This window comes from Zoogloea sp. LCSB751 (assembly GCF_002028455.1).
Lineage (GTDB): Bacteria > Pseudomonadota > Gammaproteobacteria > Burkholderiales > Rhodocyclaceae > Zoogloea.
The window spans coordinates 1-26,437 of record NZ_MWUM01000018.1 but is presented as its reverse complement, the minus strand read 5'-3'; the positions used below and the strand labels follow the sequence as shown (position 1 = coordinate 26,437).

Here is a 26,437-nt window from a genome sequence, read left to right as displayed (position 1 = left end):
TTCTATTGCGTGGGCTTCCATTGATGTGCAGCATCGGCTGACACAACCGAGCTGCATCGTCTGCATTCGACTGATCCATGGAAGATCGCGCCTTTCCCGCTACCTGTTTCATTTCCAGCCGCGTCCGGCATCGTGTTGCCACGCTCTCGATCCGTGAGGATGTGCTCATCTTTGTGCGGCGCGGTGTCAAGACGCTGCAGGGCGGAGGAATACCGGTCGCCCTCAAGGCGGGGACGTCTGTGGTTCTTGCCCGTGGCTCCCAGTGGGACGTCGTGAACGATCCCGCGCCGGATGGTCGCTATGAGGCCCTGGTGCTGCAGTTCGGCGATTCGGCGATCGAGGGTTTCCAGCGTACCCACGGGAGTGGGTTCGAGGCGCGGCGAACCGACGGCTGTTTTGTGACGTCACCCGACGAAGGATTCGTGGACCTCATCCTCCGGGCCGCCCATTCCATCGAAGCGCCGGGTGTCTCGGATCGATTGCGGCAGCACCGGGTCATGGAGCTGCTGCTGGTGCTCGCCGAGCAAGGGTGTGTCCTGTCGCCCCGTGAGGCCTTGAGCTGGCCCGATCGGGTGAGACGCCTCATCGCCAGTCGACCGCATGCGGCGTGGACGGCCGAGACGATGGCGCGGGCCTGTCACACCAGCGCGAGCACGCTGCATCGGCGTCTGGCCGAGCACGATCTGACGGTCGGCGCCTTGATCCGCGAGATCCGCCTGGAGATGGCGATGCTCCTGCTGCAGACCACGCAGCTCCCGGTCGGCGAGGTGGCCCAGCGCTGTGGTTACGACTCGCACAGCCGTTTCTCGGCAGTCTTCAAATCCCGCTACGGCTTCCTGCCTTCCTATCTTCGATCGGCATGACGGGGAACGCATAATTCATGGCAGGATAGGGCTAACAGCGCGGACTGGCAGGCATGGAGAATCCCCTTGTCGATCAAGTGAGGAGTCACGAAATGTCCATGAAACACGTTATTGGATCCGCGATGTTCATGCTGTTGCCGGCGTTGGCGAGCGCCGATGAATTCCGGCTTACAAGCCCGACGCTCGAGGCCGACGGCTGGTTGCCTGCCGAGCAGACCTTCAATGGCTTCGGTTGCGCCGGTCGGAATGTATCGCCGGCCCTTGCCTGGGAGGGCGTGCCGCCAGGAACGAAGAGCATCGCCGTGACGCTTTACGATCCCGACGCCCCGACGGGCTCCGGCTGGTGGCACTGGCTTGTCATCAACATCCCGACCGATGCCAAAGGCCTGCCCAGGGGGGCGGGGAGCCCGACCGCCCGGCTGCTTCCCGCCCAGGCTGTCGAGGTTCGAACCGATTTTGGCGTTCCGGGATATGGCGGCGCGTGTCCTCCGCCCGGCGACAAGCCGCACCGGTACGTGTTCACCGCCCATGCGCTGAAGATCCCGCATATCGATCTGCCGGAGAACGCAACATCAGCCCTGGCCGGCTTCATGATCCACGCCAATACGATCGGGACGGCGACGCTGACGGTCCGCTACGGGCGCTGAGCCTGCGTCGGCTGGCACGTGCGGGGCGTCATGGCGTTCATCCCATGGTCGAACGAGTGGCTGCCGCCGTTACCGCGGGCCTGCACCCGATTCGGCCGCAGATGCTGACAGGTCGGCTTTACAAGCCGACTCGCTGCGAATCCAGTCCGCCACCGTAACGACAGCGGAGCGTGGACGGGCGTCGCCGTGCATCAACCAATACGCGTAGTCGGTGGTGATCGTTCCTGCACCTGCAGGAACGACGAGCAGCAGGCCTTCTCTCACCTGTTGCTCGAGCAAGGGCAGGCGCCCCAAGGCGATGCCCTGTCCGCCGAGCGCTGCCAGAATGGCCTGGTCGTATTGGTTGAAGCGCAGGATTCCCCGTGGCCGGAGATTCTGCCAGCCGTGCCGCTCGAGCCAGGGGCCCCACTGCAGCCACGGGCGCAGCGGATCATCGTATTCCAGCAGGATCCGGTCCTCGAGGTCGTTTGGGGTGCTGATGCGGGACAGGCCGAGCGAAGGATGGGCAACGACGGCGATGTGTTCGCCGAACAGGCGGAGGGCTCCTGCCGGTGCGTGCTCGGCCCGACAGTAACGGATGCCTAGATCGACTGTTTCCCGGTCGAGATCCACGATCCGGTTCATGGCAGTAACACGCACCTCGATGTCCGGATGTGCCTGCTGGAGGCGTGCGAGGCGCGGCAATAACCACAGGGCGGTGACGCCTATGCTCGCATTCACGGTGACCGGACGGTTGATCGGGCGCAAGCTGGCCACGGCATCCTGAAGCCGCTCAAGAGCGCGCTCTGCCTCGCGGAACAGCGTTTCGCCTTCCACCGTAAAACGGAGCGCACGATGGCCGCGTACCAGCAGCTTGCAGCCGACCGCATCTTCCAGTGCCTGGATCTGACGGCTGACCGCAGACTGGGTGAGATACAAGTCTTCGGCAGCCAGGGTGATGCTCAACCGTCGCCCGACTGCGACGAAGCTCTTCAGCAAATCCAGCGATGGCAGGCACAGCCGCTCCGAACGGCCTTCGGTCGTATTCGCTGCATGCATGCGAGTCATTCGAAATCACCGTTTGAGTGCGACACGTGCGCGCAGTGTAATGCGTTCACTGCATTCCTTCGATGCTTTCAAGACGAGAATCGCCATGACGACCCAGCAGGACAAGGCTGCCGCTTTCGAGGCCCTCCACCGAGGGCCATGTTTCATCATGCCCAATCCGTGGGATGCAGGTTCCGCGCGACTACTCGCCGGCCTCGGCTTTCCCGCGCTGGCCAGCTCCGGAGCCGGATTTGCGTTCCGTCACGGACGACCGGACCGGTCATTGGAGTTCACAACCATGATGTCCGAACTGCGTTCCCTGGTCGACGCCATCGATCTGCCCGTGTCGGCCGATCTCGAGAACGGCTTTGGCGATACGCCGGATGCGGTTGCCGAAGCCATCCGTGCTGCCGTTGCATGTGGTGTCGTGGGCGGTTCCATCGAGGACGCGACCGGGCGCCATGACTCCCCGTTGTATCCGGTCGCCGAGGCAGCAGAGCGTATCCGGGCCGCTGCCGAAGCGGCACGGGATCTGCCCTTCAAGTTCGTCTTGACGGCGCGTGCCGAGACTTACATGCATGGCCGGCACGATCTCGCGGAAACGATAGTCCGCTTGCAGGCCTATCAGGAGGCTGGGGCCGATGTGCTCTTTGCGCCAGGGCTGATGCGGGTGGAGGACATCGCGACGTTGGTGCGCGAAGTCGATCGTCCGGTGAATGTGATCATGGGCTTCCAGGGCGTGCAGCTGGATCTTCAGTCCCTCGCTGCGCTTGGGGTGAGGCGCATCAGCGTCGGAGGATCCCTCGCCCGGGCCGCCTATGGTGCGCTGCTGCGCGCGGGTTGGGAGTTACGGGATGCGGGGACTTTTGGCTACGCCGCGGAGGCCATCAGCGGTCGCGACATGAATGCCCTCATGGCACCGCGTACTTGAACTGGAGCGTACAGGATGGATGCTCATCTTTCTCCCGCGGCAGGAATTCCGACGACGCTCGTTGCGGTGGACGGCCGGGAGCTCTCAGCCCATCACTGGCCGGCCCGCGACGGGCGTCCGGAGGCCGTGGTGGTCGTTAATCCGGCGACTGCGGTGAAGGCGGACTACTACCACCGCTTTGCCCGTTACCTTGCGGAGCAGGGTATGGCAGTCCTTACTTACGACTACCGGGGTATCGGCGCGTCCCGCCAGGGTAGCCTGCGCAGCCAGCGGCACATTGCCAAGCTCGACTGGGGGCGCTACGACTGCGATGCGGCGCTGTGCTGGGCGAAGAACACGTATGGGGATATTCCCACACATGTTGTTGCACACAGCATCGGAGGGTTGATGGTCGGGCTGGCCCCGCACGGCCGTCACGTGGTCCGAACGTTGAGCGTCGGCTCCCAGTATGCCTACTGGCCCGACTATGCGGCGACAGGCCGCCTGAAGATGTGGCTGCGCTGGCACCTCCTGATGCCGCTGCTGACCGCCATATTCGGCTACTTTCCGGCCAAACGGCTGGGTTGGCATGAAGACCTGCCTGCGGCTGCGGCCTACGAGTGGGCTTTCCGCCCGGCGACCCTGGCACGAGCGTATCGACGCCACGGCCGACACGGTGTGGATCCCCTTGCGCATTTCAGGTTCGTACAGGGCGAGATGCTCGCCATCGGCCTGAGCGACGACCCATTTGGAACGCCTGCCGCCCTGGAAAGACTTCTTCAGTATTACCGCTGTGCCCGTCGGATCCGTATAGAGCTGACTCCGGCATCAGTGGGGGCGGACGCAATCGGGCATTTCGCCTTCTTTCATGAGCGCTTCCGCAATACCTTGTGGCAAATCGCGGTCGATTGGCTCAGGCATGGCCGTGTGCCAGTGGGGGCGTTCCGTCTCCTTGAACCCGAGCACAATCCCTCTGTGCGTTGATGCAGCAGACCGTCAGGGGCATGCACGGCAAGGTGGAAAAATGAAGAGCCATCGCAGTGGACCTGCGCCAGCCGTCTACAGCTTCAGTTCCAGGGAGAGCCGATAGATCGGGAAATTACGGACCGTCGTGTACTGTTCCAGGCCGCCGTCGGCATCCTGATAGCTCCGGTAGGCGAGCTGATCCTGGTGCAGCAGGTTGGCCGCCGACAGGCGGAGCTGGGTCTTGGCGTCCACTTTCCACAGGACGTAGGCATCCAGGTTGCGCTTGACCGAAGTGTGGACGCGCTCGGTTTCGGACAGGCGTGCCCAGCCGCCGCGGACGAGGCTCAGGTTGGCGCCCAGCGTGAAGGGGCGGCCCGCCGGCCGCCAGTCGGCACCGAGATTGGCGCTGAGCGGCGTCTGCTGGGCCAGGCGGTTGTGGGGGCCGGGCACCGTATCCACCTCCGACCAGTTGCGGACCAGGTTGGCCCGGACCTCTACAGGCGGGCCCTTGTCCAGCAAGCTGGCCAGGCTGCCCTTGGCTTCCAGCTCGATGCCCCGTACGCGGGCGTTGCCGTTGTTGAAGGGGCGGGCCGTCCAACGGCCGGTATCGGTGGCGTGGAACAGCTCCTGCTGGATCACGTCCTCGACGTGCCGGGCGAACAGGTTGGCGCTGAGGAGGCCGCCGCCTGCCAGGTGGCGTTCGAAGGCCAGGTCCACACCCCACGCGCGTTCGGGGCGCAGATCCGGGTTGCCCTGGGTGTCCGGCGAGGTGGGGCTGTTGTCGTACTGGCGCACGGGACGGGCCAGGAGCTCCCGGGTGGTGGGCGCCCGGTAGGTACGCGACACGCCGAGGCGGATCTGATCGCCCTTGGTGTCCGGCAGCTTCCAGACCGTCTGCAGGATCGGGCTGAGGATGCTGGACGTGTTATGCACCGGGTCGAAGGTGTTGCCCCGGCTGCGGGTGTCCAGCGTCTCCCGGCGCAGGCCGGTATAAACCGACCAGCGGGGTGTCACGTCCCATTCGTCCTGGATGAACAGGGCCAGCCGGCGCACGGTGGCGGAGTAGGCCTGGTCCAGGTCCTCCGGAGGTTCGACGGAATAGATCACGTCGCGCTGGATGCGGTCTTCGCTGCGCCGGGACTGTTCGCCGTCCACCCCGACGGCGAGGTTGTGGCCCTCCCGGTACGGGACCCGCAGCTTGCCGAACAGCGTGGCTCCGGTGTCCGACGCGGCCGAGCTGACCAGGCGCTCCAGGGCCAGCTCGTCGAGGCCGAAGCTGTCGCCCGGCAGCAGCGATATGCGCCGGTTGTTCAGTTGGCGGTGGGCCCGGTTGAGTCCCAGCTTCAGCTCGAAGCTGCCTGCGGTCTCGAAGCTGTGATTCCAGCTCAACCGGCCGCGCAGGGTTTCACCTTCGATGGACTGGCTGAAGTCGTTGTTGCCGTACAAGGGCGGCGTGCCGAACAGCACCGTGCGTTCGTCGTACAGTGCGGCGCGGCCGCGCTGGTAGGACAGCAGGCCGTCGGCGACGAGGGCGTCCCGGTCGCTCAGGTTCCAGCTCACGCGGGGGGTGAGGCTGGCGGTGTACTGTTCGAATTGGTCCTCGCGGTGGGTGAGCAGGCCGGATGAGGCCTGTCCCTGCGCGTTGTGGCCCTGCAGCAGGATGGAGGAGGGCACGGCCGACTTCTGGCTGCGCAGGCTGCCAGCCAGGCTGTAGCTCAGGGTGCCGTCGCGATCGGAGAGCTGCACATCGAGGTTGGTGGAGGGCTGCCCCCGTTCGCTGGCCACGGCGGCTTTCAGGTCGCGCTGTCCAGTGCGCGCCACCTGTTTGAGGACGATGTTGATCGTGCCCGCCACGGCCTGGTTGCTGCGATCGGCGGTGGCCGTGCGGGAGATCTCGACGCGCTCGATGAGACTGGGCGCCAGGCCATCGAGGGAAAAGCCCTGGGCCGTGGGTTCGCCGTTGAGGAGGATCTGCGTGTAGCCGTTGCCCAGCCCGCGCATGCGGATCTCACCGCCGCGCCCTGGCACCCCTTCCACGGTGACACCCGGCACGCGCTTGAGTACGTCGGCGACGCTGGCGTCCCCGTAGCGGACCAGCTCGTCCTGCCCGACGACGATCTTCGATGCGGTCGACGTGCGTCGTTCGTTCTGCCCGTCGGTGGGCGAGACCACTACGGCTTCCAGCTCCGTCGTCGGTTTGCCCTTCTTCGCGACTTGGGCGCGTACCGGGGCAGGGTCCAGGGTGCCGAGCGCGGCGAGTATGGATAGCGCCAGGGGGCGACATCGAAAGGGAAGGCGCATGATTCGAAGGGACCATCGTCGGCCCGCATGGAATTGAACTGAATAGCTTATCAAGCAATTTAAATGCCTTTTGAATGGAAGCCGGCCAGGCCGGCTGTGGTTTGGGCCCGGCGGACTTTCACGTGCCGGTTGGCGAGGCAAAGGCGTGCTGGTTCTGCTGCGTGATGAACAGCCTGTTCCGTGACTGCTGGAAAACGAGCATCGGGAGCGTCGGCCCGATCGGCGCCAAGGGGCTGCCTCAAACCCGTTCCAGCACCACCGCGATGCCTTGCCCGACGCCGATGCACAGGCTGACCACCGCATAGCGCCCGCCGCGCCGGTGCAGTTCCCGCGCGGCGCTGTAGGCGAGGCGCGCACCGGAGGCGCCGAGGGGATGTCCGATGGCGATGGCGCCGCCGTTGGGATTGACCCGTGGATCAATGGCGGATAGACCGAGCAGCTTGAGGCAAGCCAGCACCTGGGTGGCGAAGGCCTCGTTGATCTCGATGAGATCCACGTCGGCAAGGCGCAGGCCGGCGCGCTCCAGCGCCTTCGGGATCGCCTGGGCCGGGCCGATGCCCATGATGCGCGGCTCGACGCCGCTGACCGCGCCGGCCAGGATGCGCGCCAGCGGGCGGGTGCCGGCCTTGTCGCCGATGGCCGCGTTGCCGATCAGCAGCGCCGCGGCGCCATCGTTGATGCCGGAGGCGTTGCCGGCCGTCACCACGCCACCGGCGAACAGGGGGTTGAGGCCGGACAGGCTGTCGTAGGTGCTCTCGGGACGCGGATGCTCGTCCTCGAAGACCATCGCCGGTGGCAACTTGCGGCCGGTCGGCACCGCGATCGGCAGGATCTCACCTTCGTAGAAGCCGTCCGCCTTGGCGGCGGCGTAGCGGGCCTGGGAGGCGGCGGCGAAGCGGTCGGAGTCCTCGCGGCCGATGCCGAACTCCGCGGCCAGGTTGTCCGCCGTTTCCGGCATGGAGTCGTTGCCGTAGGCTTCGATCAGTTTCGGGTTGGGGAAGCGGGCGCCGATGGTGGTGTCGAAGACCTTGAAGTCGCGGCCGAAGGCGGACTCCGACTTGGCGACGACGAAAGGCGCGCGGGTCATGCTCTCCACGCCGCCGGCCACGTAGAGCTGGCCCTCGCCGCAGGTGATGGCGCGGGCGGTATCGAGCACCGCGGCGAGGCCGCTGCCGCACAGGCGGTTGACCGCCTGGCCGGGCACGCTGGCGGGTAGGCCGGCGAGCAGGGCGGTGTGGCGCCCCACGTTGCGGCTGTCTTCGCCGGACTGGCAGGTGCAGCCGAGGACCACGTCCTCGATGTCTTCCGGCTTGAAGCTGCTGCGGGCCAGCAGTTCGCGGATCACCACGGCGGCGAGGTCGTCGGGGCGCACGGTAGCGAGCTTGCCGGCGTGGCGGGTGATCGGGGAGCGCAGGCCGGCGTAGATATAGGCGTCGAGCATGGGTGTCGTCCTCAATAGGGAATTGGCGGTTTCAGGCTTCGGGCGTCAGCAGGGACACGCCGAGGCGGGCGCGGCGGAGCAGCCACGGGCTGGGGCGATAGCGGGGGTCCTGGTAGAAGTCGTGCAGGCCGTTGAGGATGCGCAGTACGGTGCCGGCGCCGAGGCTGTCGCCGAGGGCCAGCGGGCCTTTGGGGTAGCCGAGGCCGAGGGTCACCGCGTCGTCGATGTCGGCCGGTGCGGCGATGCGCTGCTGGGCGATGTCGCAGCCGATGTTGACGATCATCGCCAGCACCCGCTGGGCGACGAAGCCGGCGCTGTCGTGGATCACCGTCAGCGGCAGGCCGGCGCCGCCGAGGGCGCCCCACACCGCGTCGCGGCTGGCCCGTTCCGTGACTGGCGTGGTCATCAGTGTGAGCTGGCGGTCGATCAGGATCGGATCGAGGGCGACGCTGCGGCGGGGATCGAGCTGCTCGTCGAGCACTGCTGTCGTCGCATCGCCGCCCACCGGCAGCACGATGCACGCCGAACCAGCGGAGGGCCGCTCGCCCGCATCGATGACGCCGCCGCCCGCGCGCAGCAGCGCCACGACCTGTTCGCGCAGCAGCGGGTTGCGGGCGCTGACCCAGATCGGCGTGGCGCCGGCAGTCGGTGCGGCGGGGAGGGGCGGGACGACGGCCTTGCCGTCCTCGTAGACGTAAAAGCCGCGACCGCTCTTGCGCCCGAGCAGGCCGGCGGCGAGGCGCTGGCGGGTGATTGGCGACGGGCGGTAGCGCGGCTCCTGGAAATACTGGTCGTAGATCGATTCCATTACCGGCTGGGAGACGTCCAGCCCGATCATGTCGAACAGCTCGAAAGGTCCCATGCGGAAGCCGGCGGCGCGCAGGATGCGGTCGATGGCGGCCGGTTCGGCGATGCCTTCACCGAGGATGCGCAAGGCCTCGGTGCCGTAGGCGCGGCCGGCGTGGTTGACGACGAAGCCCGGCGTGTCGCGGGTGCGGATCGGGCGGTGGCCGACGCGCTGGGCGAGGGCTGTGAGCGTGTCGCCGACCCAGGTCTCGCCGAGTTCCGAATCGATCACCTCGACGACTTTCATAAGTGGCACGGGGCTGAAGAAATGGAAGCCGCCGACCCGGCCGGGCAGCCGGCAGGCGCTGGCGATGGCCGTTACCGACAGGGACGAGGTGTTGGTGGCGAGCAGGCAGTCGTCGCCGACGACGTCTTCGAGCTCGCGAAACAGCGCGCGCTTGGCGTCGAGGTTCTCGACGATGGCTTCGACGACGACCCGGCAGTCGGCCAGCCCGTTAAGGGCGTCGGCCACGTGCAGGCGACCGAGGGCGGCATCCAGCGCAGCGGCGTCGAGCTTGCCCTTGTCGGCCAGCTTGCCGAGGGTCGCGGCGATGGCCTCGCGGGCTTCAAGGGCAGCGCCGGCGCGGTTGTCGAAGAGGCGCACGACGATGCCGGCCTGGGCGGCGATCTGCGCGATGCCGCGGCCCATCAGGCCGGTGCCGACGATGCCCATCACGAGGGTTTCGGTGGTGGTGTTCATGCGTTCATTCCCCCGTGAATTCCGGTTCGCGCTTGTCGAGGAAGGCGTGCATGCCTTCCTTCTGGTCGCGGCTGGCGAAGAGCAGCTGGAAGGCCTTGCGTTCGAGCATCAGGCCGGTGTCGAGGGCGGCGTCGGCGCCGGCCAGCAGCACTTCCTTGATTTGCGTGACGGCCAGCGGCGGGCGGCGGGCGATCAGTACGGCCAGTTCCAGCGCACGGGTCTGAACGTCGGCATCCGCAACCACCTCGCTGACCAGGCCCATCGCGTCGGCCTCGCGGGCGGACACCGGCAGGCCGGTGAGCACCATCTTCATGGCCTTGAACTTGCCCACCGCGCGGGTCAGGCGCTGGGTGCCGCCAGCGCCGGGCATCACGCCGACCTTCACTTCTGGCTGGCAGAAGGACGCGCTTTCGCCGGCAACGATCAGGTCGGCGTGCATGGCCAGCTCGCAGCCGCCACCCCAGGCCAGGCCATTGACCGCGGCGATCACCGGCTTCGGACAGTCGGCAATCGCCTGCCACAGCAGGTGGTTGTTGCGCAGCAGGATCTCGATGGCGCCCCGGTCGGCCAGGTCGCGCAGGTCGGCGCCGGCAGCAAAGACCGTGTCGCCGCCGGTGAGGACGATGGCGCGGATGTCCGGATCGGCGCCGAGGGCGGTGAAGTGTTCGGCCAGGCCGCTGCGCACGGCCTGGTTGAGGGCGTTGCGGGCTTCCGGGCGGTTCATGCGGATCACGGCCACATGGGGCGCCGGGCGTTCGACGACAACTTCGTTCATGCCTATCCCCGATTTTGTTTGTTCCGCTGTGCGGAACTGTGTATTTAAAAATGGAACACGAGCAAACCTTAGCGAGTTTCTGGGGGGCTGTAAACGGGATTTGTTCTGCTGTGCGGATCCGCGTTCCGAAAAATTGACGGGATTGTTCCGCTGTGCGAACCTCGGCTTCATTCTTGTAAGCCGGCAAAAGGCGATGGACGACACCCAGAAGTTCGACGATGACGAAGAGAGTAAGGACCGCCAGTTCGTCAATGCGCTGGCGCGGGGGCTGGAGTTGCTGCGTTGCTTCCGGCCCGGCGAGCCCTACCTGACCAACGCGGAACTGGCCCGGCGGGCGGGGATTCCGAAGGCCACCGTGTCGCGCCTGACCCACACGCTGACCAAGCTCGGCTACCTGGCCTATTCCGAGCGGCGCGGCACCTACCAGCTGGCCTCCGGTGTGCTGGCTCTGGGCTATGCGCTGCTGTCCAACATGGATGTGCGCCAGATCGCCCGGCCGGCAATGGAGGAACTGGCCGAGTATTCCCAGGCCTCGGTATCCATCGGCGCGCGGGACCGCCTCAACATGGTGTACATCGAGACCTGCCGCAGCACTGCCAATGTCACGCTGCGCCTCGACGTGGGCTCGCGCATCCCGCTGGCGACCACCGCGATGGGGCGCGCGCTGCTGTGTGGCCTGCCCCAGTCCGAGCGGGATTACCTGATGGACCACATCCGTCAGAAGGACGAGGAGAACTGGCCGCGCATCAAGGCCGGCATCGAGGAGGCCTTCCGCTCGTACGAGGAGCGGGGTTTCTGCGTGTCGGCCGGCGAATGGCAGAAGGACGTGCACGCGGTGGGCGTGCCGCTGCTTGGCGTGGAAGGGGAGCGGGCGATGGCCTTCAACTGCGGTGGCCCGGCTTTCCTGCTGCCGCGAGAGCGGCTGGAGGCGGACATCGGCCCGCGCCTGGTGGCGCTGGCGAACAAGGTGAAGACTGACCTCGGGCGGGCCTGAGCATGGACGTGTGGAATGCACAACGGTGGCGCGGTGCCGGCCCGCGTGTCGCCTGGACCGGAGCGGGACCATGACGGCCGAAGCCGCGTGCGCCATGCCGGCGCCGTCGCGGGCCTTCCTCGTCGGACGGGTTTTCCTGCCCTTCGCGCTGGGCTACTTCCTGTCGTACATGATGCGCACTGTCAACGCGGTGATCTCGCCGGACCTGACGCGGGAGCTGGGCCTCAGCGCGGCGCACCTGGGCCTGCTGACCAGCACCTACTTCCTGGCCTTCGGGCTTGCCCAGATTCCGGTCGGCATCGCCCTCGACCGCTACGGTCCGCGCCGCGTCGAGGCGGGCCTGCTGCTGCTCACTGCGCTGGGGGCGGCGGTGTTCGCCACGGGGCAGGATCTCCCGACGCTGGCCAGCGGGCGCGGCTTGATCGGCCTCGGCGTGTCGGCCTGCCTGATGGGCGGGCTGAAAGCCTTCACGCAGTGGTTTCCACGGGAGCGGCTGGCCTCGATGACAGGCTTCATCATGTCGAGCGGGGCCCTCGGCGCGGTGACGGTGTCGGTGCCGCTGCATGCGGTGTTGCCCTACATCGGCTGGCGTGGCGCCTTCTGGGCGGTGGCAGTGCTGGCTGCCGTGGGGGCGACGGTGATCTTCTTCCGCGTGCCGGAACAGCCGTCCCATGCGAGCGGTGGCCTGCAGCTGGCCCTGAAAGGGGTGATCCGCGTGCTGAAGACGCCGGCCTTCTGGCGCTACGCCGGGCAGTCGGCCTTCTTCACCGGCGGCTTCATGGCGCTGCAGGGCCTGTGGGCGGTGCCCTACCTGATGCACGCCAACGGCTACACGCGCGCCTACGCGGCGGACCACCTGTTCTGGCTCAACATCGGCATGCTGGTCGGGCAGCTCTCCATCGGCGCGTTGATGGCCTGGCTGGCACGCCGGGGTGTGACGCCGCTGCGCTTGATGCAGGTCGGGCTGTTCCTGACCATGGTGGTGGAAGCGCTGATCATCGTGCGCATCGGGCCGACGCTGGTCCTGTGGGCAACGCTTGGCGTCGTGGCGGCGACCAGCGCGCAGATGTACGGCGTGGTGGCAGGCCTGTTCCCGCTGCAACTGTCCGGTCGGGCGACGGCGAGCATCAACCTGCTGGCCTTCGCCGGCGCCTTCGCGGTGCAATGGGGGCTGGGCGGCCTGTTCGACAGTCTGCGTGCCGGTGGCTTCGAGGCGGCGCTGGCGATGCAGCTCGCCTTCGGGCTGCTGCTCGTCGCCCAGGTGCTGAGCTTCATTCCCTTGTTGGGTGCCCGCCAGGGGCATTGAGAAAATCGGGGAGCTTCTGCCGAGGGCTGCTGTCTAGAGCCTGAAGGGCAGGCCAGCGTGATCATGTTCCGCTTGCCCAAAACCGGGGAGGAGGCGCTCATGCCGGATCTGTTCGACAACCCGATGGGCCTGATGGGCTTCGAGTTCGTGGAGTTCGCCTCGCCCACGCCCCAGGTGCTGGAGCCCCTGTTCGAAAAGATGGGCTTCACCCTCGTCGCGCAGCATCGCTCCAAGGACGTGGTGCTGTATCGCCAGGGCGACATCAATTTCGTCGTCAATCGCGAGCCCGGCAGCATCGCCAGCTACTTCGCCGCCGAGCATGGACCGTCGGCCTGCGGGCTGGCTTTCCGCGTGCGGGATTCCCACCGGGCCTACCGGCGGGCGCTGGAGCTCGGTGCCCAGCCGATCGATATTCCCACCGGGCCGATGGAGCTGCGCCTGCCGGCCATCAAGGGCATCGGCGGCGCACCGCTCTACCTGATCGACCGCTTCGATGACGGCAAGTCCATTTACGACATCGATTTCGAGTTCCTCCCCGGCGTCGAGCGCCATCCGGAGGGTCACGGCTTCACGCACATCGATCACCTGACCCATAACGTCTATCGGGGCCGCATGACGTTCTGGGCCGCGTTCTACGAAAGGATCTTCAACTTCCGCGAGATCCGCTACTTCGACATCAAGGGGGAATATACCGGCCTCACGTCCCGCGCCATGACGGCGCCGGATGGCCTGATCCGCATTCCCCTCAACGAGGAAGCGGGCAAGGGCGCCGGGCAGATCGAGGAGTTCCTGATGAAGTTCAACGGCGAGGGCATCCAGCACGTGGCACTCCTCACCGATGATCTCATCGCCAGCGTCGATGCGCTGCAGCTGGCCGGCATTCCGCTGATGAGCGCACCCAACGACATCTATTACGCGATGCTGGAGGAGCGGCTTCCCGGCCACGGCGAGCCCGTGCCGGAACTCCAGGCGCGCGGCATCCTGCTCGATGGCTCCACCGCCGGCGGTGAGCGGCGCCTGCTGCTGCAGATCTTTTCCGAGACCCTGCTGGGGCCGGTGTTCTTCGAGTTCATCCAGCGCAAGCACGACGAAGGTTTCGGCGAGGGCAACTTCAAGGCCTTGTTCGAATCCCTGGAGCGCGACCAGCTTCGGCGTGGCGCACTGACTGCGGAGTAGATGAAATGCTGATCAAGCGGATTCACCATGCGGCTTACCGCTGCATCGACGCCAAGCAGACGGTGGAGTGGTACGGAAAGCACCTGGGCATGAAGTTCGTGCTGGCCATCGCCGAGAACGAAGTGCCGTCCACCAAGCAGCCCGATCCCTACATGCACGTCTTCCTGGACGCGGGGCAGGGCAACGTCCTGGCCTTTTTTGAACTGCCGACACAGCCGCCGATGGGGCGCGACCCCAACACCCCGGCCTGGGTCCAGCATCTGGCCCTGGAGGTGGATTCGGTGGCCACTCTGCTGGCCGCCAAGGCCAGACTGGAGTCCGAGGGGATCGATGTGCTGGGCCCCATCGACCACACCCTTTTCAAGTCGATCTACTTCTTCGACCCCAACGGCCATCGCCTGGAGCTGGCAGCCAATACCGCGACGCCCGAGATGCTCCAGAAGCTGGACGATGTGAAGCAAGCCATGCTGGACGAGTGGGCAGTCACGAAGCGGGCGCCCCGTCATGCGGCGTGGCTGCACGCCGGCAGCGGGGCCAGCGCGACCGAGCCCTGAATTCGGCGCATCCTGCCATGTGTCACGGGCATGCAGTCGCGTCGCTCGTGACGCGGAATCCGTTGTTGATCGCCACCGGGAATCCAGACGATGAGCCTGCTGAACGAAACCCATGACCCGGCGCTGCAGAGCTGGGTGACGTCGGCCAATGCTGCCGGTGGCAACTTCCCCATCCAGAACCTGCCTTTTGCGATGTATCGGCGGGCCGGGTCGGCCGAGGCATGGCGCATTGGCGTTGCCATCGGCGACGGCATTCTCGATCTGGCCGCGACTGAAGCCCGCGGTGTCTTCGCCGGTGAGGCGGCGGACGTGGCCAAGGCCTGTACCGGTGCCAGCCTCAACCCCTTGATGGCCCTGGATGCGGCCAAGTGGTCCGCGCTGCGCCTGGCGCTGTCCCGCCTTCTACGCGCCGGCTCGGAGGCTGAACCGGCGCTCCGTGACTGCCTGATGGCGCAGTCCGAGGCCGAATACGACCTACCGGCGAGCATCGGCGACTACACCGATTTCTACACGTCGATCCACCACGCGACCCGCGTCGGCCGGCTGTTCCGCCCCGACAACCCGCTCTTGCCCAATTACAAGTGGGTGCCTATCGGCTACCACGGACGCAGCTCGTCCATCGGCGTGTCCGGGCAGGCTTTTGCCCGCCCTCGTGGCCAGACGCTGCCGGCAGGGGCGACCAGCCCGATCTTCGGGCCGAGCCAACGTCTGGACTACGAGCTGGAGCTGGGGGTCTTCGTCGGCTGCGGCAACGAGATCGGGAAGCCCATCCCCATCGACGAGGCCGACGGGCACGTATTCGGCCTGTGCTTGCTCAACGACTGGTCGGCGCGCGACCTGCAGGCTTGGGAATACCAGCCGCTGGGCCCGTTTCTGTCGAAGAGTTTCGCGACGACGATCTCGCCGTGGATCGTCACCCTTGAAGCGCTGGCGCCGTACCGCGTGCCTTGGCAACGGCCGGACGACGATCCTCAGCCGTTGCCCTACCTGGCGTCGCCGACTAACCGCGCGAGCGGGGCCTTCGACATCCAGCTCCAGGTGCTGATCGAGACAGCCCGTATGCGCGAGGTGGGCGAGCCGCCCGCAGCCTTGTCGCGAACCAGCTTCAGGCATGCCTACTGGACGATTGCACAGATGGTTGCCCACCACACGGTCAATGGCTGCAACCTGCGGCCAGGCGACCTGCTGGGCAGCGGAACCCAGTCCGGGCCGGCTCCCGAGGAGGCGGGCTCGCTGCTTGAGCTGACCGTCGGCGGCCAGCAGGCGCTCGTGCTGCCCAATGGCGAAGCGCGGACCTTCCTCGAAGACGGCGACGCGGTGTTGATGCGCGCCTGGTGCGATAAGTCGGGCGCTGCGCGGATCGGCTTTGGAGAGGTCATGGGGCGGGTGCTGCCGGCCGCGGCCTGAGGAGGAGGGGGGCATGCGACAGCTCTACAGCTATTTCCGTAGCTCCGCGTCCTACCGGGTGCGGATCGCCCTCAATCTCAAAAGGCTGGATTACGACATGGTGCCGGTGCATCTGGCCAAGGGCGCGCAGCGCAGTGAGGGCTACCTGGCGGTGAATCCGGCGGGGCTGGTGCCCGCGCTGGTCGAGGACAGCCATGTGCTGACGCAATCCCTGGCGATCATCGAGTATCTGGATGAGCTTCATCCGGAACCGCCGTTGTTGCCGGGCAGCGCGGCCGACCGCGCGCGCATCCGCGCCATCGCGCAGACCATCGCCTGCGAGATCCACCCGCTCAACAATCTTCGTGTGCTCGGCTATCTCCGGGATGCCCTCGATGTGGATGAGACGGCCCGGAACGCCTGGTACCGCCACTGGGTAGAGAAGGGGCTGGCCACGGTGGAAAGCCTGCTGGCCGATCCGCGGACCGGTGCTTTCTGCCACGGCGATGCGCCGACCATGGCCGACTGCTGCCTGGTGCCCCAGGTCTTCAATGCGCAGCGCTTCGCGTGCCAGCTGGACCACGTGCCGACGGTGATGGGCATTTTCAACCAGTGCATGGCGCTGGAGGCCTTCCGGCGCGGCGCGCCGGCGGCCCAGCCGGATGCGGAGTGAAAAAAAGGCCGGTGAGCTGTCGAGGGCTCACCGGCCGAGGTTCCGTCGACCTTCAACGACGACGGGGGAGGGAGAGATTCTGCCGGGGTCGGCTACGCGGTATCAGCTGTGGAAGCGCACGAACTCCTCCAGCGGCGCCCGTTCGCTTTCCAGCCCGTTCTCCGGCGCGTCGGGATCGGCGTAGCCCAGCGCGATGCCGCAGACGAGCTGCTCGTTGTCATCGAACTCGAGCAGGCGGGCGATGATGCGGTGGTAGTCGATCCACGCCGCCTGGGCGCAGGTGGCCAGCCCGCGGGCGGTGGCGGCGAGCAGGATGTTCTGCAGCAGCATGCCGCAGTCGATCCAGCTGCCCTGGGCGAGGCGGCGGTCGATGGTCAGGATCAGTCCGACCGGCGCGTCGAAGAACGTGAAGTTGCGGCGCGTCTGGGCGTGCATGCGGGCCTTGTCTCCGCGGGGAATGTCCAGCAGGCGGTACAGGTCGCCGCCGAGCTTGCGGCGGCGGCTCTGGTGGGGCTCGGAGAACTGGGTCGGGTAGTAGTGGTACTCGGCCTGGTGGCTGGGGTCGGCGGCGTCGAAGGCGGCACACACTTCATCCACCAGCTGCTGGCGCAGGCCGCCGGTGACGACGTGGAGGCGCCACGGCTGGATGTTGTTGCCGGATGGCGCGCGGGCCGCGACCTTGAGGATGGCCTCGATGGTCTCCCGCTCCACTGGCGTGGGCAGGAAGGCGCGGACGGATTTGCGGGCCGTGGCGATCTGGTCGAAGCAGCTTGCGGTGTCGATGGACATGACAACTCCAAAAAGGAGGCAGGGTGCGGGGCTGGCACCCTGCCATCAGCCGACGCGGGCCAAGTGGAGACGGGGGTGAAAGGGCGCCGCGTCGCTCAGTTGGCGAAGGCGGCGATGCCAGTGATGGCGCGGCCGAGGATCAGCGCGTGGATGTCGTGCGTGCCCTCGTAGGTATTTACCACTTCCAGGTTCACCAGGTGGCGGGCCACGCCGAACTCGTCGGAGATGCCGTTGCCGCCCATCATGTCGCGGGCCAGGCGGGCGATGTCGAGTGCCTTGCCGCAGGAATTGCGCTTCATGATGGAAGTGATCTCCACCGCGTCGATGTGCTCGTCCTTCATGCGGCCCAGGCGCAGGCAGCCCTGCAGGCCGAGGGTGATCTCGGTCTGCATGTCGGCCAGCTTCTTCTGGATCAGCTGGTTGGCGGCCAGCGGGCGGCCGAACTGCTGGCGGTCCAGCGTGTATTGGCGGGCGCGGTGCCAGCAGTCTTCCGCCGCGCCGAGGGCACCCCAGGCGATGCCGTAGCGGGCGGAGTTGAGGCAGGTGAAGGGGCCCTTGAGGCCGCGCACCTCGGGGAAGGCGTTCTCTTCGGGGCAGAACACCTCGTCCATGACGATCTCGCCGGTGATCGACGCGCGCAGGCCGACCTTGCCGTGGATGGCCGGGGCGGACAGGCCCTTCCAGCCCTTTTCGAGCACGAAGCCGCGGATCTTGCCGGCGTCGTCCTTGGCCCACACCACGAACACGTCGGCCACCGGGCTGTTGGTGATCCACATCTTGCTGCCGGTGAGGCTGTAGCCGCCGTCCACCTTGCGGGCACGGGTGATCATCGAGCCGGGGTCGGAGCCGTGGTTCGGCTCGGTGAGGCCGAAGCAGCCGATCCATTCGCCGGTGGCGAGCTTGGGCAGGTACTTGCGCTTGGTGGCTTCGTTGCCGAATTCGTTGATCGGCACCATCACCAGCGACGACTGCACGCTCATCATCGAGCGGTAGCCGGAGTCCACCCGTTCCACCTCGCGGGCGATCAGGCCGTAGCTCACGTAGTTGAGGCCGGCGCCGCCGTATTCCTCGGGGATCGTCGGGCCGAGCAGGCCCAGTTCGCCCATCTCACGGAAGATCGCCAGGTCGGTGTGCTCGTTGCGGAAGGCCTCGAGGACGCGCGGGGCCAGCTTCTCCTGGGAGTAGGCGTAGGCGGTTTCGCGGATCAGGCGCTCCTCGTCGCTGAGCTGCTGATCGAGGAGAAGGGGGTCGTCCCATTTGAAGTTCGTCATCGTCTCTTCCTTGTGTGCGGCGTTTCGAGTTTGTTTATTTAGCGAATTATTCGTGAAGGATAAAGGGGCAGGGCGCCGCCGGCACGTTCTCAGGTGTGTTCGCGGATCATGTTGCGGGCGATCACCAGCTGCTGGATCTGCGTCGTGCCTTCGAAGATGCGGAACAGGCGCACGTCCCGGTAGAAGCGCTCGATGCCGTATTCGGCCAGGTAGCCGGCGCCGCCGAAGACCTGCACCGCCCGGTCGGCGACACGGCCGCACATCTCGGAGGCGAACATCTTGGCGCAGGCGGCTTCGGTGCCCACGTCCAGGCCCTGGTCGCGGCGGCGGGCGGCGTCCACCACCATGCACTGGGCCGCATACAGCTCGGCCTTGCTGTCGGCCAGCATGGCCTGGACCAGCTGGAATTCGGCGATCGGCTTGCCGAACTGCTTGCGCTCGCAGGCGTAGCGCAGCGCGTCGTCGAGCATGCGGCGGGCCACGCCGACAGACACCGCGGCGATGTTGATGCGGCCCTTGTCGAGCACCTTCATGGCGGTCTTGAAGCCGACGCCTTCCTTGCCGCCGATCAGGTTGGCGGCGGGGATGCGGCAGTCCTCGAAGATCACGTCGCAGATGTGGGCGCCTTTCTGACCCATTTTTTTGTCGATGGGACCGAGGGACAGGCCCGGCGTGCCCGCCTCGACGATGAAGGCGGAGATGCCGTCGGCGCTTTTCTTGGTCGGATCGGTGCGCGCCATCACCGTGAAGATGCCGGCTTCGGGGGCGTTGGTGATGTAGCGCTTGGTGCCGTTGAGCACGTAAAAGTCGCCGTCACGGACGGCGGTGGTGCGCAGGCTGGCCGCGTCGGAGCCGCTGTCGGGCTCGGTCAGTGCGAAGGAGCCGATGATCTCGCCGGTGGCCAGCTTGGGCAGGTAGTGGGCCTTCTGGGCGTCGCTGCCGTCGATGATGATGCCCTGGCCGCCGATGCCGTTGTTGGTGGCGAACAGTGAGCGGAAGCACGGCGAGGTGTAGCCGATCTCGAAGGTGGCCAGCACTTCTTCTTCCATCGTCAGGCCCATGCCGCCGTGTTCCTCGGGGATGGACAGGCCGAACAGACCCAGTTCGCGCATCTCCTGGATCAGTTCATCGGGAATCCGGTCGGCGTCGGCGACGATGGCCTCGTGGGGGATCAACCGTTCCCGCACGAAGCGGGAAATGGTGTCGAGCAGCAGATTGAGGGTTTCCTGGTCTCTGATCATGATGCGTGTCCGGTTGGGAGCTGGGAAGCGCGCTCGCGGCGGGGGCGAAGGACGCCCCCGCGCACGAAGCTCAGCGCACGTACTTGCGGAACTCGGGCTTGCGCTTCTCGCGGAAGGCGTTGCCGCCCTCGGCGGATTCCGGGGTCTCGTAGTACAGCTTGAGGGCGTGCATGGCCAGGCCGCCCATGCCGCGGATCATCTCGGTGTCCACGTTGAAGGACTTCTTGGCCAGCGCGATGGCGGTCGGGCTCTTCTCGACGATCTCATCGCACCATTTCTTCACTTCGGCGTCCAGCTGGTCCTGGGGCACCACGGCGTTGACCAGGCCCATCTGCAGGGCTTCCTGGGCGGTGTAGCGGCGGCACAGGTACCAGATTTCGCGGGCCTTCTTCTCGCCGACCACGCGGGCGAGCAGCGCGGTGCCGAAGCCGGGATCGACAGAACCGACGCGCGGGCCGGCCTGGCCGAGCTGGGCGTTGTCGGAAGCGATGGCCAGGTCGCAGATGGTGACCAGCACGTTGCCGCCACCGATGGCGTAGCCATTGACGCGGGCGATGACCGGCTTGTTGCAGTCGCGGATGGCGCTCTGGACTTCCTCGATGGGCAGGCCAATGGTGCCACGGCCGCCGTAGCCGCCATCCTGGGTGCCCTGGTCGCCACCCGTGCAGAAGGCCTTCTCGCCGGCGCCGGTGAGGACCACCACGCCGATGCTGCGGTCGTAGTCGGCGTCCTTGAAGGCGTGGATCATCTCCTCGCAGGTGTTGGCGGTGAAGGCGTTGAACTGCTTCGGGCGGTTGATGGTGATGGTCGCGATGCCGTCAGCCTTGGTGTAGAGGATGTCGCGGTATTCCATGTTGTGTCTCCTTGATCCTTGGGTGTTCGTGTGGGGTTTTGGGGCGCTCAGCCGGCCATCGTGAGGCCGCCGGACACGCTGATGACTTGGCCGGTGATGAAGGACGCGTCGTCGCTGGCGAGGAACAGCACCGCGCCGGGCAAGTCTTCCGGCTGGCCGAGGCGGCCGAAGGGGATCGCCTTGGCCAGCGCGCCCTTGAGCTTCTCCCCCTGCTCGCCTTCGCCGGCGAAGTCGCGGAACAGCGCGGTGTCGGTGGGGCCGGGGCACACCACGTTGACGTTGATCTGCTTGCGGGCCAGCTCGCGGGCCATGGTCTTGGAGTAGGACAGCAGGCCGCCCTTGCAGTAGGCGTACACCGCTTCGCCGGAGGAGCCGACGCGGGCGGCGTCGGATGCCACGTTCACCACCTTGCCGGCACCGCGCTCGTACATCCCGGGCAGCACCGCGTGGTGCATGTAGAGCGGGCCATACAGATTGACGGCGACGATCTTGTCCCACAGGGCCTTGTCGGTCTTCAGGAAGGGCGCGGCGTGGTCCCAGCCGGCGTTGTTCACCAGGATGTGGGTCGGGCCGAGCTGCTGTTCCGCGGCCTTGACGGCGGCGACCACCGACTCCTGGCTGGTCAGGTCCACCCCGAAGGCCGCTGCGCTGCCGCCCTTGGCGCGGATGTCGGCAACCACTGTCTCGGCGGCGTCCTTGTTGATGTCGAACACGGCTACCAGCGCGCCTTCTTCCGCGAAGCGCCGGCAGATGGCGGCGCCGATGCCGCCTGCGCCGCCGGTGACGATGGTGACTTTCCCTTTGATGCCTCGCATGCTGTTCTCCTTTGTTGAATGTGTGTCCTGGGTTTCAGGTTTCGGGGCTGTCCCCGTTGCGTTTGCGTGCTGCTTTGCGCTTCAATGCGGCATCCACCGCACCGTCTTGCATCGATGACCGACCTCACCACCGAAAAGAGCCTTGCCGGCATTGAGATCAACAACCGTTTGTTTTTCCGGCTTTTTCAGGCTGCCAACACACTGCATACGAAGGGCACGCAAGCCCTCGAGGACTTCGGCGTGACGACGCAGCAGTGGTCGGTGCTGGGCGCGCTGTCGCGTCCGCAGGCGGCAGAGGGGATGAGCGTCAATGAGTTGTCCCGTTATCTGCTGGTGAGCCGCCAGAACCTCACCGGCCTGCTCAACCGGCTCGAGCGCGACGGCCTCATCGAGCGCATCACCGGTGCCGAAGACCGGCGCGAGCGCAAGGTGCGCCTGAGCGCCAAGGGCATCGAGCTGTGGAAGTCCCTCGCGGATCCGATCCACACCTTCTACGACGAAGCCCTGAAGGGTTTTTCCTTCGATGACCGGCTGGCGTTCATCCATTACATCAACCTCCTGCAGCGCAACATGTCGCAGCTCTAAGGCCGGTGCCGCTCAGACGGCGTACTGCGCCGTCTTCTGGCGGGCGATGATCATCTTCATGATGTTCGCGGTGCCATCGCCGATCTGCAGGCCGAGCACGTCCCGATAGCGCTGGCCGAAGTGGTAGTCGGCGCCGTAGCCGCCGTGACCGTGGGTGAGCAGGCACTGGTGGATGATTTCGCAGGCCAGCTTCGGTGCCCACCACTTGCACATGGCCGCTTCGGCGGTGTGGGGCAAGTGCTGGTCCTTCAGCCACAGGGTGCGCAGGCACAGGTTGCGGCAGGCTTCGTAGTAGGTTTCCGCCTCGGCCAGCGGGAAGCTGACGCCCTGGAATTCGCCGATCGGTTTGCCGAAGGCCTCCCGTTCCTGGCTGTAGCGCCAAGCCTCGTCCAGCGAGGCACGGGCCACGCCCATGCATTGCAGGCCGATTAGCGCGCGGCTGTAGTCGAAGCCCTGCATCACCTGGATGAAGCCCTGGCCTTCGTCGCCGAGCATCATGTCCTCCGATACGCGCACGCCGTCGAAGAAGATCGAGCCGCGCCCGACCGGGCGGGTGCCGATGTCGTCGAAGGTGGTGCGGGACACGCCGGGCAGGTCCATCGGCACCAGGAAGGCGCTGATCCCGCGCGCCTTGTCGGCCTCGCTGCCGGTGCGGGCGAAGACCACCGCCACGTCGGCCTGAGTGGCCATCGAAATCGAAGTCTTCTCGCCGCTGAGGATGAAGTCCTTGCCGTCGCGCACCGCTTTCAGCTTGAGGCGGGCCGCGTCGGAGCCGGCGCTGGGCTCGGTGAGCGCGATGGCGATCAGTTTCTTGCCGGTGACGACCAGGTCCATCCATTCCTTCGCTACTGCCGGCCTGGCGTGGGAAGACACGATCTGCCCGCACAGGGACGTGAGCAGATTGACGTAGGACACGTTGAAATCCCCGTAGGCGATCTGCTCCAGCAGCAGGCCGCTGGTTACGCAATCCACGCCGAGCCCACCGAACTGTTCGGGTAGCTCGGGGCCGAGGAAGCCCAGTTCTCCCATCTCCACGACGAGCTCCCGCTCGACACATTCGGCTTTTTCCCGCGCCCGGTAATCCGGCGCCAGGCGATTGCGGGCGAACCGGCTGGCCGATTCGACCAGCGCCTTCTGTTCTTCGCTGAGGCTGAAGTCCATCTTCTCCGTCCTTTGTTGTGGGTCTGGACGGATTCTAAAAATCTGCCGTTCAATCTGTCAATATATTTACACAAATGGCCGATTGAATTTTTGGATTGAATTTCGATGTGCAATAGCAAAAAATGTAAAACCCTTAATAAAGGCCATTAAATGGGCTTCTTTTTGTGCAATGCATGAAATTCGGGTTAGATCATCCACTTGTAAAGAGTAAATATGTTGACTTAAATTTGCCGTATCGATACGTTGCACGCCATCGCGCAGCACGCAGTTCCGCAAAAGATCACAACAGCGACACACCACTCAAGGAGCGAGACATGCAGGAGAGGATCAAGGGCGCACCAAGCGCCGTCGGCCTGGTGCAGCAAGGAAAGCCGCAGGCGATCCGGGGAGGACGCCAATGAAGTTCGACCCGGTACTGCTGGCTCCCAGGATGGAGCCGATGAAAGCCGCCGGGTTGTGGCGGGACGAGACCGTGGATGTGTACCTGCAGCGCGCGCTGCGGGACTGCCCGGACAAGGCTGCGGTGGTGGCCTACGCGGCGGAGCGGGGCGCGCCGCAGCGGCTCAGCTACCGGGAGCTCGACGCGCGCGTCGACCGCATTGCCCGCGGGCTGGTCCGGCTGGGCGTCGGACGGCAGGACGTGGTGAGTTTCCAGCTACCCAACTGCTGGGAGTTCATCGCGCTGTCCCTGGCCTGCGTGCGTATCGGCGCAGTGGCCAACCCGCTGATGCCGATCTTCCGCCAGCACGAGCTCAACTTCATGCTCGGCTTTGGCGAGTCCAAGGTCTTCGTCGTGCCCAAGCTGTTCCGCGGCTTCGACTATGAGGCGATGGCCCGCGGCCTGACCGGCAGCCGGCAGCTCGTGGTGATTAGTGGCGACGGGCCTGACAGCTTCGACGCGCTGCTGCTGCGCGACGACACGCCGCCATTGCAGGGCTCCGGTCTCGAACCGGACGACGTGCTGCTGTTGATGTACACCTCCGGCACCACCGGCGAGCCGAAGGGGGTGATGCACACCTCCAACACCCTGTTCTCCAACCTGCATGCCTACATCGAGCGCATGGAGCTGGGGCCGGACGACATCGTGCTGGGCGCCTCGCCGATGGCCCACCTGACCGGCTACGGCTACCTGGCGATGCTGCCGATCATCCTCAATTCGACGACCGTACTCCAGGACATCTGGGATGCCCGGCGGGCGCTGCAGATCGTCCGCGACGAGGGTGTCACCTTCAGCATGGCGTCCACGCCCTTCGTCGCCGACCTGTGCAACGCGGTGGACGCGGGCGATTCCACGACGCAGGCCTTCAACAAGTTCTGCTGCGCCGGCGCGCCGATTCCGCCGGTGCTGATCGAGCGTGCCCAGGCGTTGCTTGGCATGCGCCTGTGCTCCGCGTGGGGCATGACCGAGAACGGCGCAGTGACCGTCACCGAGCCAGCGCGGGCGCTGGAGATGTCCGGCATCTCCGACGGCCGGCCGCTGCCGGGCATGGAGCTCAAGGTGGTGGACGCCAACGGGCACACGCTGCCGGCCGGCGAGTGCGGCTCGCTGCTGGTACGCGGCGCGTCCCTGTTCGGCGGCTACCTGAAGCGACCGCAGCTCAACAGCGTGTCGGCCGACGGCTGGTTCGACACCGGCGATGTGGCGACCATCGACACGGACGGCTACATCCGCATCACCGGGCGCACCAAGGACGTGGTGATCCGCGGCGGAGAGAACATCCCCGTCGTGGAGATCGAGAACCTGCTCTATAAGCACCCGGCAATCTCTGCGGTGGCCATCGTCGGCTATCCGGACAAGCGCCTCGGCGAGCGGGTGTGCGCCTTCGTGTCGGTGAAGCCCGGTGCGCATTTCGATTTCGCCGAGATGACGGCCTATCTCGAGCGCCAGCAAATGGCCAAGCAATACTTCCCCGAGCGTCTCGAGATCGTCGAGGACCTGCCGCGCACGCCCAGTGGCAAGCTGCAGAAGTTCAAGCTGCGCACCGTCGCCAAGGCCTTTGGCGACGCCGACTGACCCGGAGCGGAGAACCTCATGAGTGACGTCATTCTGGCCGAGGTGCTCGGCAACGTCGGCCTGATCCGTCTGTGCCGGCCGCAGGTTTACAACGCCCTCAACGATGAGGTCATGGACGCCCTCGGCGCCGCGCTGGACCTCTTCGAGGCCAACGAGGACATCCGCTGTGTCGTGCTGACCGGCTCCGAAAAGGCCTTTGCGGCCGGGGCCGACATCACGGCGATCCGCGCCATGGATTACATGGACGCCTACAAGGGCAACTTCATCACCCGCAACTGGGAGCGCCTGAAGACTTTCCGCAAGCCCGTCATCGCCGCCGTGTCGGGGCTGGCCTTGGGCGGTGGCTGCGAGCTGGCGATGATGTGCGACATCGTGCTGGCCGCGGAAACCGCGCGCTTCGCGCTGCCCGAAATCAAGATCGGCACCATCCCGGGTGCCGGCGGCACCCAGCGCCTGCCGCGGGCGGTGGGCAAGGCCAAGGCGATGGACCTGTGCCTGAGCGGACGCATGATGGACGCCCAGGAGGCCGAGCGCTGCGGCCTGGTGTCCCGCGTGATTCCCGCCGAGCGCCTGCTCGACGAGGCGCTGGAGACTGCCCGCGTGATCGCCGGTTATTCCCTACCGGTGCTGATGATGATGAAGGAGGCGGTCAGCCGCGCCTTCGAAAGCCCGCTCAACGAAGGCCTGCTCTTCGAGCGCCGGACCCTGCACGCCACCTTCGCGCTGGCCGACCAGAAGGAGGGTATGGCGGCCTTCGCCGAGAAGCGCAAGCCGGTCTTCCGGGACTGCTGAGCGCCGCCCGGCCTTTCGTGCCGGGCGTTCCTTTTTCCTGCAACACCCATAACAAACATCCACACGATGGAGGAGCACCCATGACCACGACTTCCACGAACTTGCGGCGCAGCAGCCTGGCCTGCCTGATCGCCAGCCTCTTCGTTGCCGCGCCGGCCTTCGCCGAGAGCGAGATCGAAGCGCTCAAGCGCGAGCTGGCCGAACAGCGTCAGCTGATCCAGCAACTGCTGAAGAACCAGGAAGAGCAGAAAAAGACCGAGATCCAGACTGGTGGCCCGGCCCGTGGCGCCGGCCTGCAGATGGGCGTGCCGACCGGCCCGTCCGGCACGCTGACGATCTACGGCGTCGCTGA

Annotated in this window: 25 protein-coding genes; 14 read left to right on the top strand and 11 right to left on the bottom strand. The window is 66.3% G+C overall.

Annotation, left to right across the window (positions count from 1 at the left end; all coding sequences use genetic code 11):
* Positions 1-77 precede the first annotated feature (77 nt).
* Together B4920_RS18005 and B4920_RS18000 are read left to right on the top strand one after the other, a co-directional pair.
* Positions 78-863 (top strand): helix-turn-helix transcriptional regulator, encoded by a 786-nt coding sequence (locus B4920_RS18005; RefSeq protein ID WP_079436005.1) that lies wholly within the window; start codon positions 78-80, stop codon positions 861-863.
* A 92-nt stretch (positions 864-955) separates the two neighbouring features.
* On the top strand, positions 956-1,510 hold the full coding sequence (locus tag B4920_RS18000) for a YbhB/YbcL family Raf kinase inhibitor-like protein (protein ID WP_254050979.1): 555 nt from the start codon (positions 956-958) through the stop codon (positions 1,508-1,510).
* 69 nt (positions 1,511-1,579) lie between these two features.
* Here B4920_RS18000 and B4920_RS17995 read toward each other — a convergent pair whose 3' ends face one another.
* Positions 1,580-2,557 carry a LysR substrate-binding domain-containing protein gene (locus tag B4920_RS17995; RefSeq protein WP_254050978.1) on the bottom strand — a complete coding sequence of 326 codons (978 nt, stop codon included), beginning with the start codon at positions 2,555-2,557 and terminating at the stop codon, positions 1,580-1,582.
* Between the two features lie 85 nt (positions 2,558-2,642).
* Here B4920_RS17995 and B4920_RS17990 point away from each other — a divergent pair, with 85 nt between their 5' ends.
* Positions 2,643-3,467: an isocitrate lyase/phosphoenolpyruvate mutase family protein gene (locus B4920_RS17990; protein WP_079436101.1), complete on the top strand. Its 825-nt coding sequence runs from the start codon at positions 2,643-2,645 to the stop codon at positions 3,465-3,467.
* A gap of 15 nt (positions 3,468-3,482) precedes the next feature.
* Positions 3,483-4,430 (top strand): alpha/beta fold hydrolase, encoded by a 948-nt coding sequence (locus B4920_RS17985; RefSeq protein ID WP_079436003.1) that lies wholly within the window; start codon positions 3,483-3,485, stop codon positions 4,428-4,430.
* Between the two features lie 75 nt (positions 4,431-4,505).
* Here the strand turns inward: B4920_RS17985 and B4920_RS17980 are convergent, their stop codons facing one another.
* The 4 genes from B4920_RS17980 to B4920_RS17965 all read right to left on the bottom strand — a co-directional run bounded on the left by B4920_RS17980 (position 4,506) and on the right by B4920_RS17965 (position 10,475).
* Positions 4,506-6,713 carry a TonB-dependent siderophore receptor gene (locus B4920_RS17980; RefSeq protein ID WP_161493331.1) on the bottom strand — a complete coding sequence of 736 codons (2,208 nt, stop codon included), beginning with the start codon at positions 6,711-6,713 and terminating at the stop codon, positions 4,506-4,508.
* Between the two features lie 238 nt (positions 6,714-6,951).
* A complete protein-coding gene (locus tag B4920_RS17975; protein ID WP_079436001.1) occupies positions 6,952-8,154 on the bottom strand; it encodes a 3-oxoadipyl-CoA thiolase in 1,203 nt (400 codons plus the stop codon).
* A gap of 31 nt (positions 8,155-8,185) precedes the next feature.
* Positions 8,186-9,700, bottom strand: a complete 1,515-nt coding sequence (locus B4920_RS17970) for a 3-hydroxyacyl-CoA dehydrogenase (protein ID WP_079436000.1) — start codon at positions 9,698-9,700, stop codon at positions 8,186-8,188.
* Positions 9,701-9,704: 4 nt separating this feature from the next.
* Positions 9,705-10,475, bottom strand: coding sequence for an enoyl-CoA hydratase (locus tag B4920_RS17965; protein WP_079435999.1), 771 nt, complete (start codon positions 10,473-10,475; stop codon positions 9,705-9,707).
* Positions 10,476-10,668: 193 nt separating this feature from the next.
* Between B4920_RS17965 and B4920_RS17960 the strand changes: the two genes are divergently transcribed.
* The 6 genes from B4920_RS17960 to maiA all read left to right on the top strand — a co-directional run bounded on the left by B4920_RS17960 (position 10,669) and on the right by maiA (position 16,564).
* Positions 10,669-11,469: an IclR family transcriptional regulator gene (locus B4920_RS17960; RefSeq protein ID WP_079435998.1), complete on the top strand. Its 801-nt coding sequence runs from the start codon at positions 10,669-10,671 to the stop codon at positions 11,467-11,469.
* Positions 11,470-11,539: 70 nt separating this feature from the next.
* Positions 11,540-12,775, top strand: a complete 1,236-nt coding sequence (locus B4920_RS17955) for an MFS transporter (protein ID WP_254050977.1) — start codon at positions 11,540-11,542, stop codon at positions 12,773-12,775.
* A gap of 99 nt (positions 12,776-12,874) precedes the next feature.
* Complete coding sequence (gene hppD / locus B4920_RS17950; protein WP_079436097.1) at positions 12,875-13,951, top strand: 4-hydroxyphenylpyruvate dioxygenase; 1,077 nt, start codon at positions 12,875-12,877, stop codon at positions 13,949-13,951.
* Between the two features lie 5 nt (positions 13,952-13,956).
* Entirely contained in the window at positions 13,957-14,505 is a 549-nt protein-coding gene (locus B4920_RS17945) for a VOC family protein (RefSeq protein WP_079435997.1), read from the top strand.
* Positions 14,506-14,595: 90 nt separating this feature from the next.
* On the top strand, positions 14,596-15,912 hold the full coding sequence (gene fahA, locus B4920_RS17940) for a fumarylacetoacetase (RefSeq protein WP_079435996.1): 1,317 nt from the start codon (positions 14,596-14,598) through the stop codon (positions 15,910-15,912).
* A 13-nt stretch (positions 15,913-15,925) separates the two neighbouring features.
* Entirely contained in the window at positions 15,926-16,564 is a 639-nt protein-coding gene (gene maiA, locus B4920_RS17935; RefSeq protein WP_079435995.1) for a maleylacetoacetate isomerase, read from the top strand.
* A gap of 102 nt (positions 16,565-16,666) precedes the next feature.
* Here maiA and B4920_RS17930 read toward each other — a convergent pair whose 3' ends face one another.
* The 5 genes from B4920_RS17930 to badH all read right to left on the bottom strand — a co-directional run bounded on the left by B4920_RS17930 (position 16,667) and on the right by badH (position 21,533).
* Positions 16,667-17,353, bottom strand: coding sequence for a nitroreductase (locus tag B4920_RS17930; protein ID WP_079435994.1), 687 nt, complete (start codon positions 17,351-17,353; stop codon positions 16,667-16,669).
* Positions 17,354-17,448: 95 nt separating this feature from the next.
* Positions 17,449-18,624: an acyl-CoA dehydrogenase gene (locus tag B4920_RS17925; RefSeq protein ID WP_079435993.1), complete on the bottom strand. Its 1,176-nt coding sequence runs from the start codon at positions 18,622-18,624 to the stop codon at positions 17,449-17,451.
* 89 nt (positions 18,625-18,713) lie between these two features.
* Positions 18,714-19,865, bottom strand: coding sequence for an acyl-CoA dehydrogenase family protein (locus tag B4920_RS17920; protein WP_079435992.1), 1,152 nt, complete (start codon positions 19,863-19,865; stop codon positions 18,714-18,716).
* Positions 19,866-19,935: 70 nt separating this feature from the next.
* The gene (gene badI / locus B4920_RS17915; RefSeq protein WP_079435991.1) at positions 19,936-20,718 is read right to left on the bottom strand and encodes a 2-ketocyclohexanecarboxyl-CoA hydrolase; all 783 of its coding nucleotides are present in this window, start codon (positions 20,716-20,718) and stop codon (positions 19,936-19,938) included.
* Between the two features lie 47 nt (positions 20,719-20,765).
* Entirely contained in the window at positions 20,766-21,533 is a 768-nt protein-coding gene (badH, locus tag B4920_RS17910) for a 2-hydroxycyclohexanecarboxyl-CoA dehydrogenase (protein ID WP_079435990.1), read from the bottom strand.
* Between the two features lie 114 nt (positions 21,534-21,647).
* Here badH and B4920_RS17905 point away from each other — a divergent pair, with 114 nt between their 5' ends.
* Positions 21,648-22,118, top strand: a complete 471-nt coding sequence (locus tag B4920_RS17905; protein WP_079435989.1) for a MarR family winged helix-turn-helix transcriptional regulator — start codon at positions 21,648-21,650, stop codon at positions 22,116-22,118.
* A 12-nt stretch (positions 22,119-22,130) separates the two neighbouring features.
* Here the strand turns inward: B4920_RS17905 and aliB are convergent, their stop codons facing one another.
* Positions 22,131-23,279 (bottom strand): cyclohexanecarboxyl-CoA dehydrogenase, encoded by a 1,149-nt coding sequence (gene aliB / locus B4920_RS17900; protein WP_079435988.1) that lies wholly within the window; start codon positions 23,277-23,279, stop codon positions 22,131-22,133.
* A gap of 397 nt (positions 23,280-23,676) precedes the next feature.
* Here aliB and aliA point away from each other — a divergent pair, with 397 nt between their 5' ends.
* The 3 genes from aliA to B4920_RS17885 form a co-directional block, all read left to right on the top strand.
* Positions 23,677-25,293, top strand: coding sequence for a cyclohexanecarboxylate-CoA ligase (gene aliA, locus B4920_RS17895; RefSeq protein ID WP_079435987.1), 1,617 nt, complete (start codon positions 23,677-23,679; stop codon positions 25,291-25,293).
* An 18-nt stretch (positions 25,294-25,311) separates the two neighbouring features.
* Positions 25,312-26,085, top strand: a complete 774-nt coding sequence (locus tag B4920_RS17890; RefSeq protein ID WP_079435986.1) for an enoyl-CoA hydratase — start codon at positions 25,312-25,314, stop codon at positions 26,083-26,085.
* Positions 26,086-26,165: 80 nt separating this feature from the next.
* A partial coding sequence (locus tag B4920_RS17885) for a hypothetical protein (protein ID WP_139379548.1) occupies positions 26,166-26,437 on the top strand: 272 nt, incomplete at its 3' end.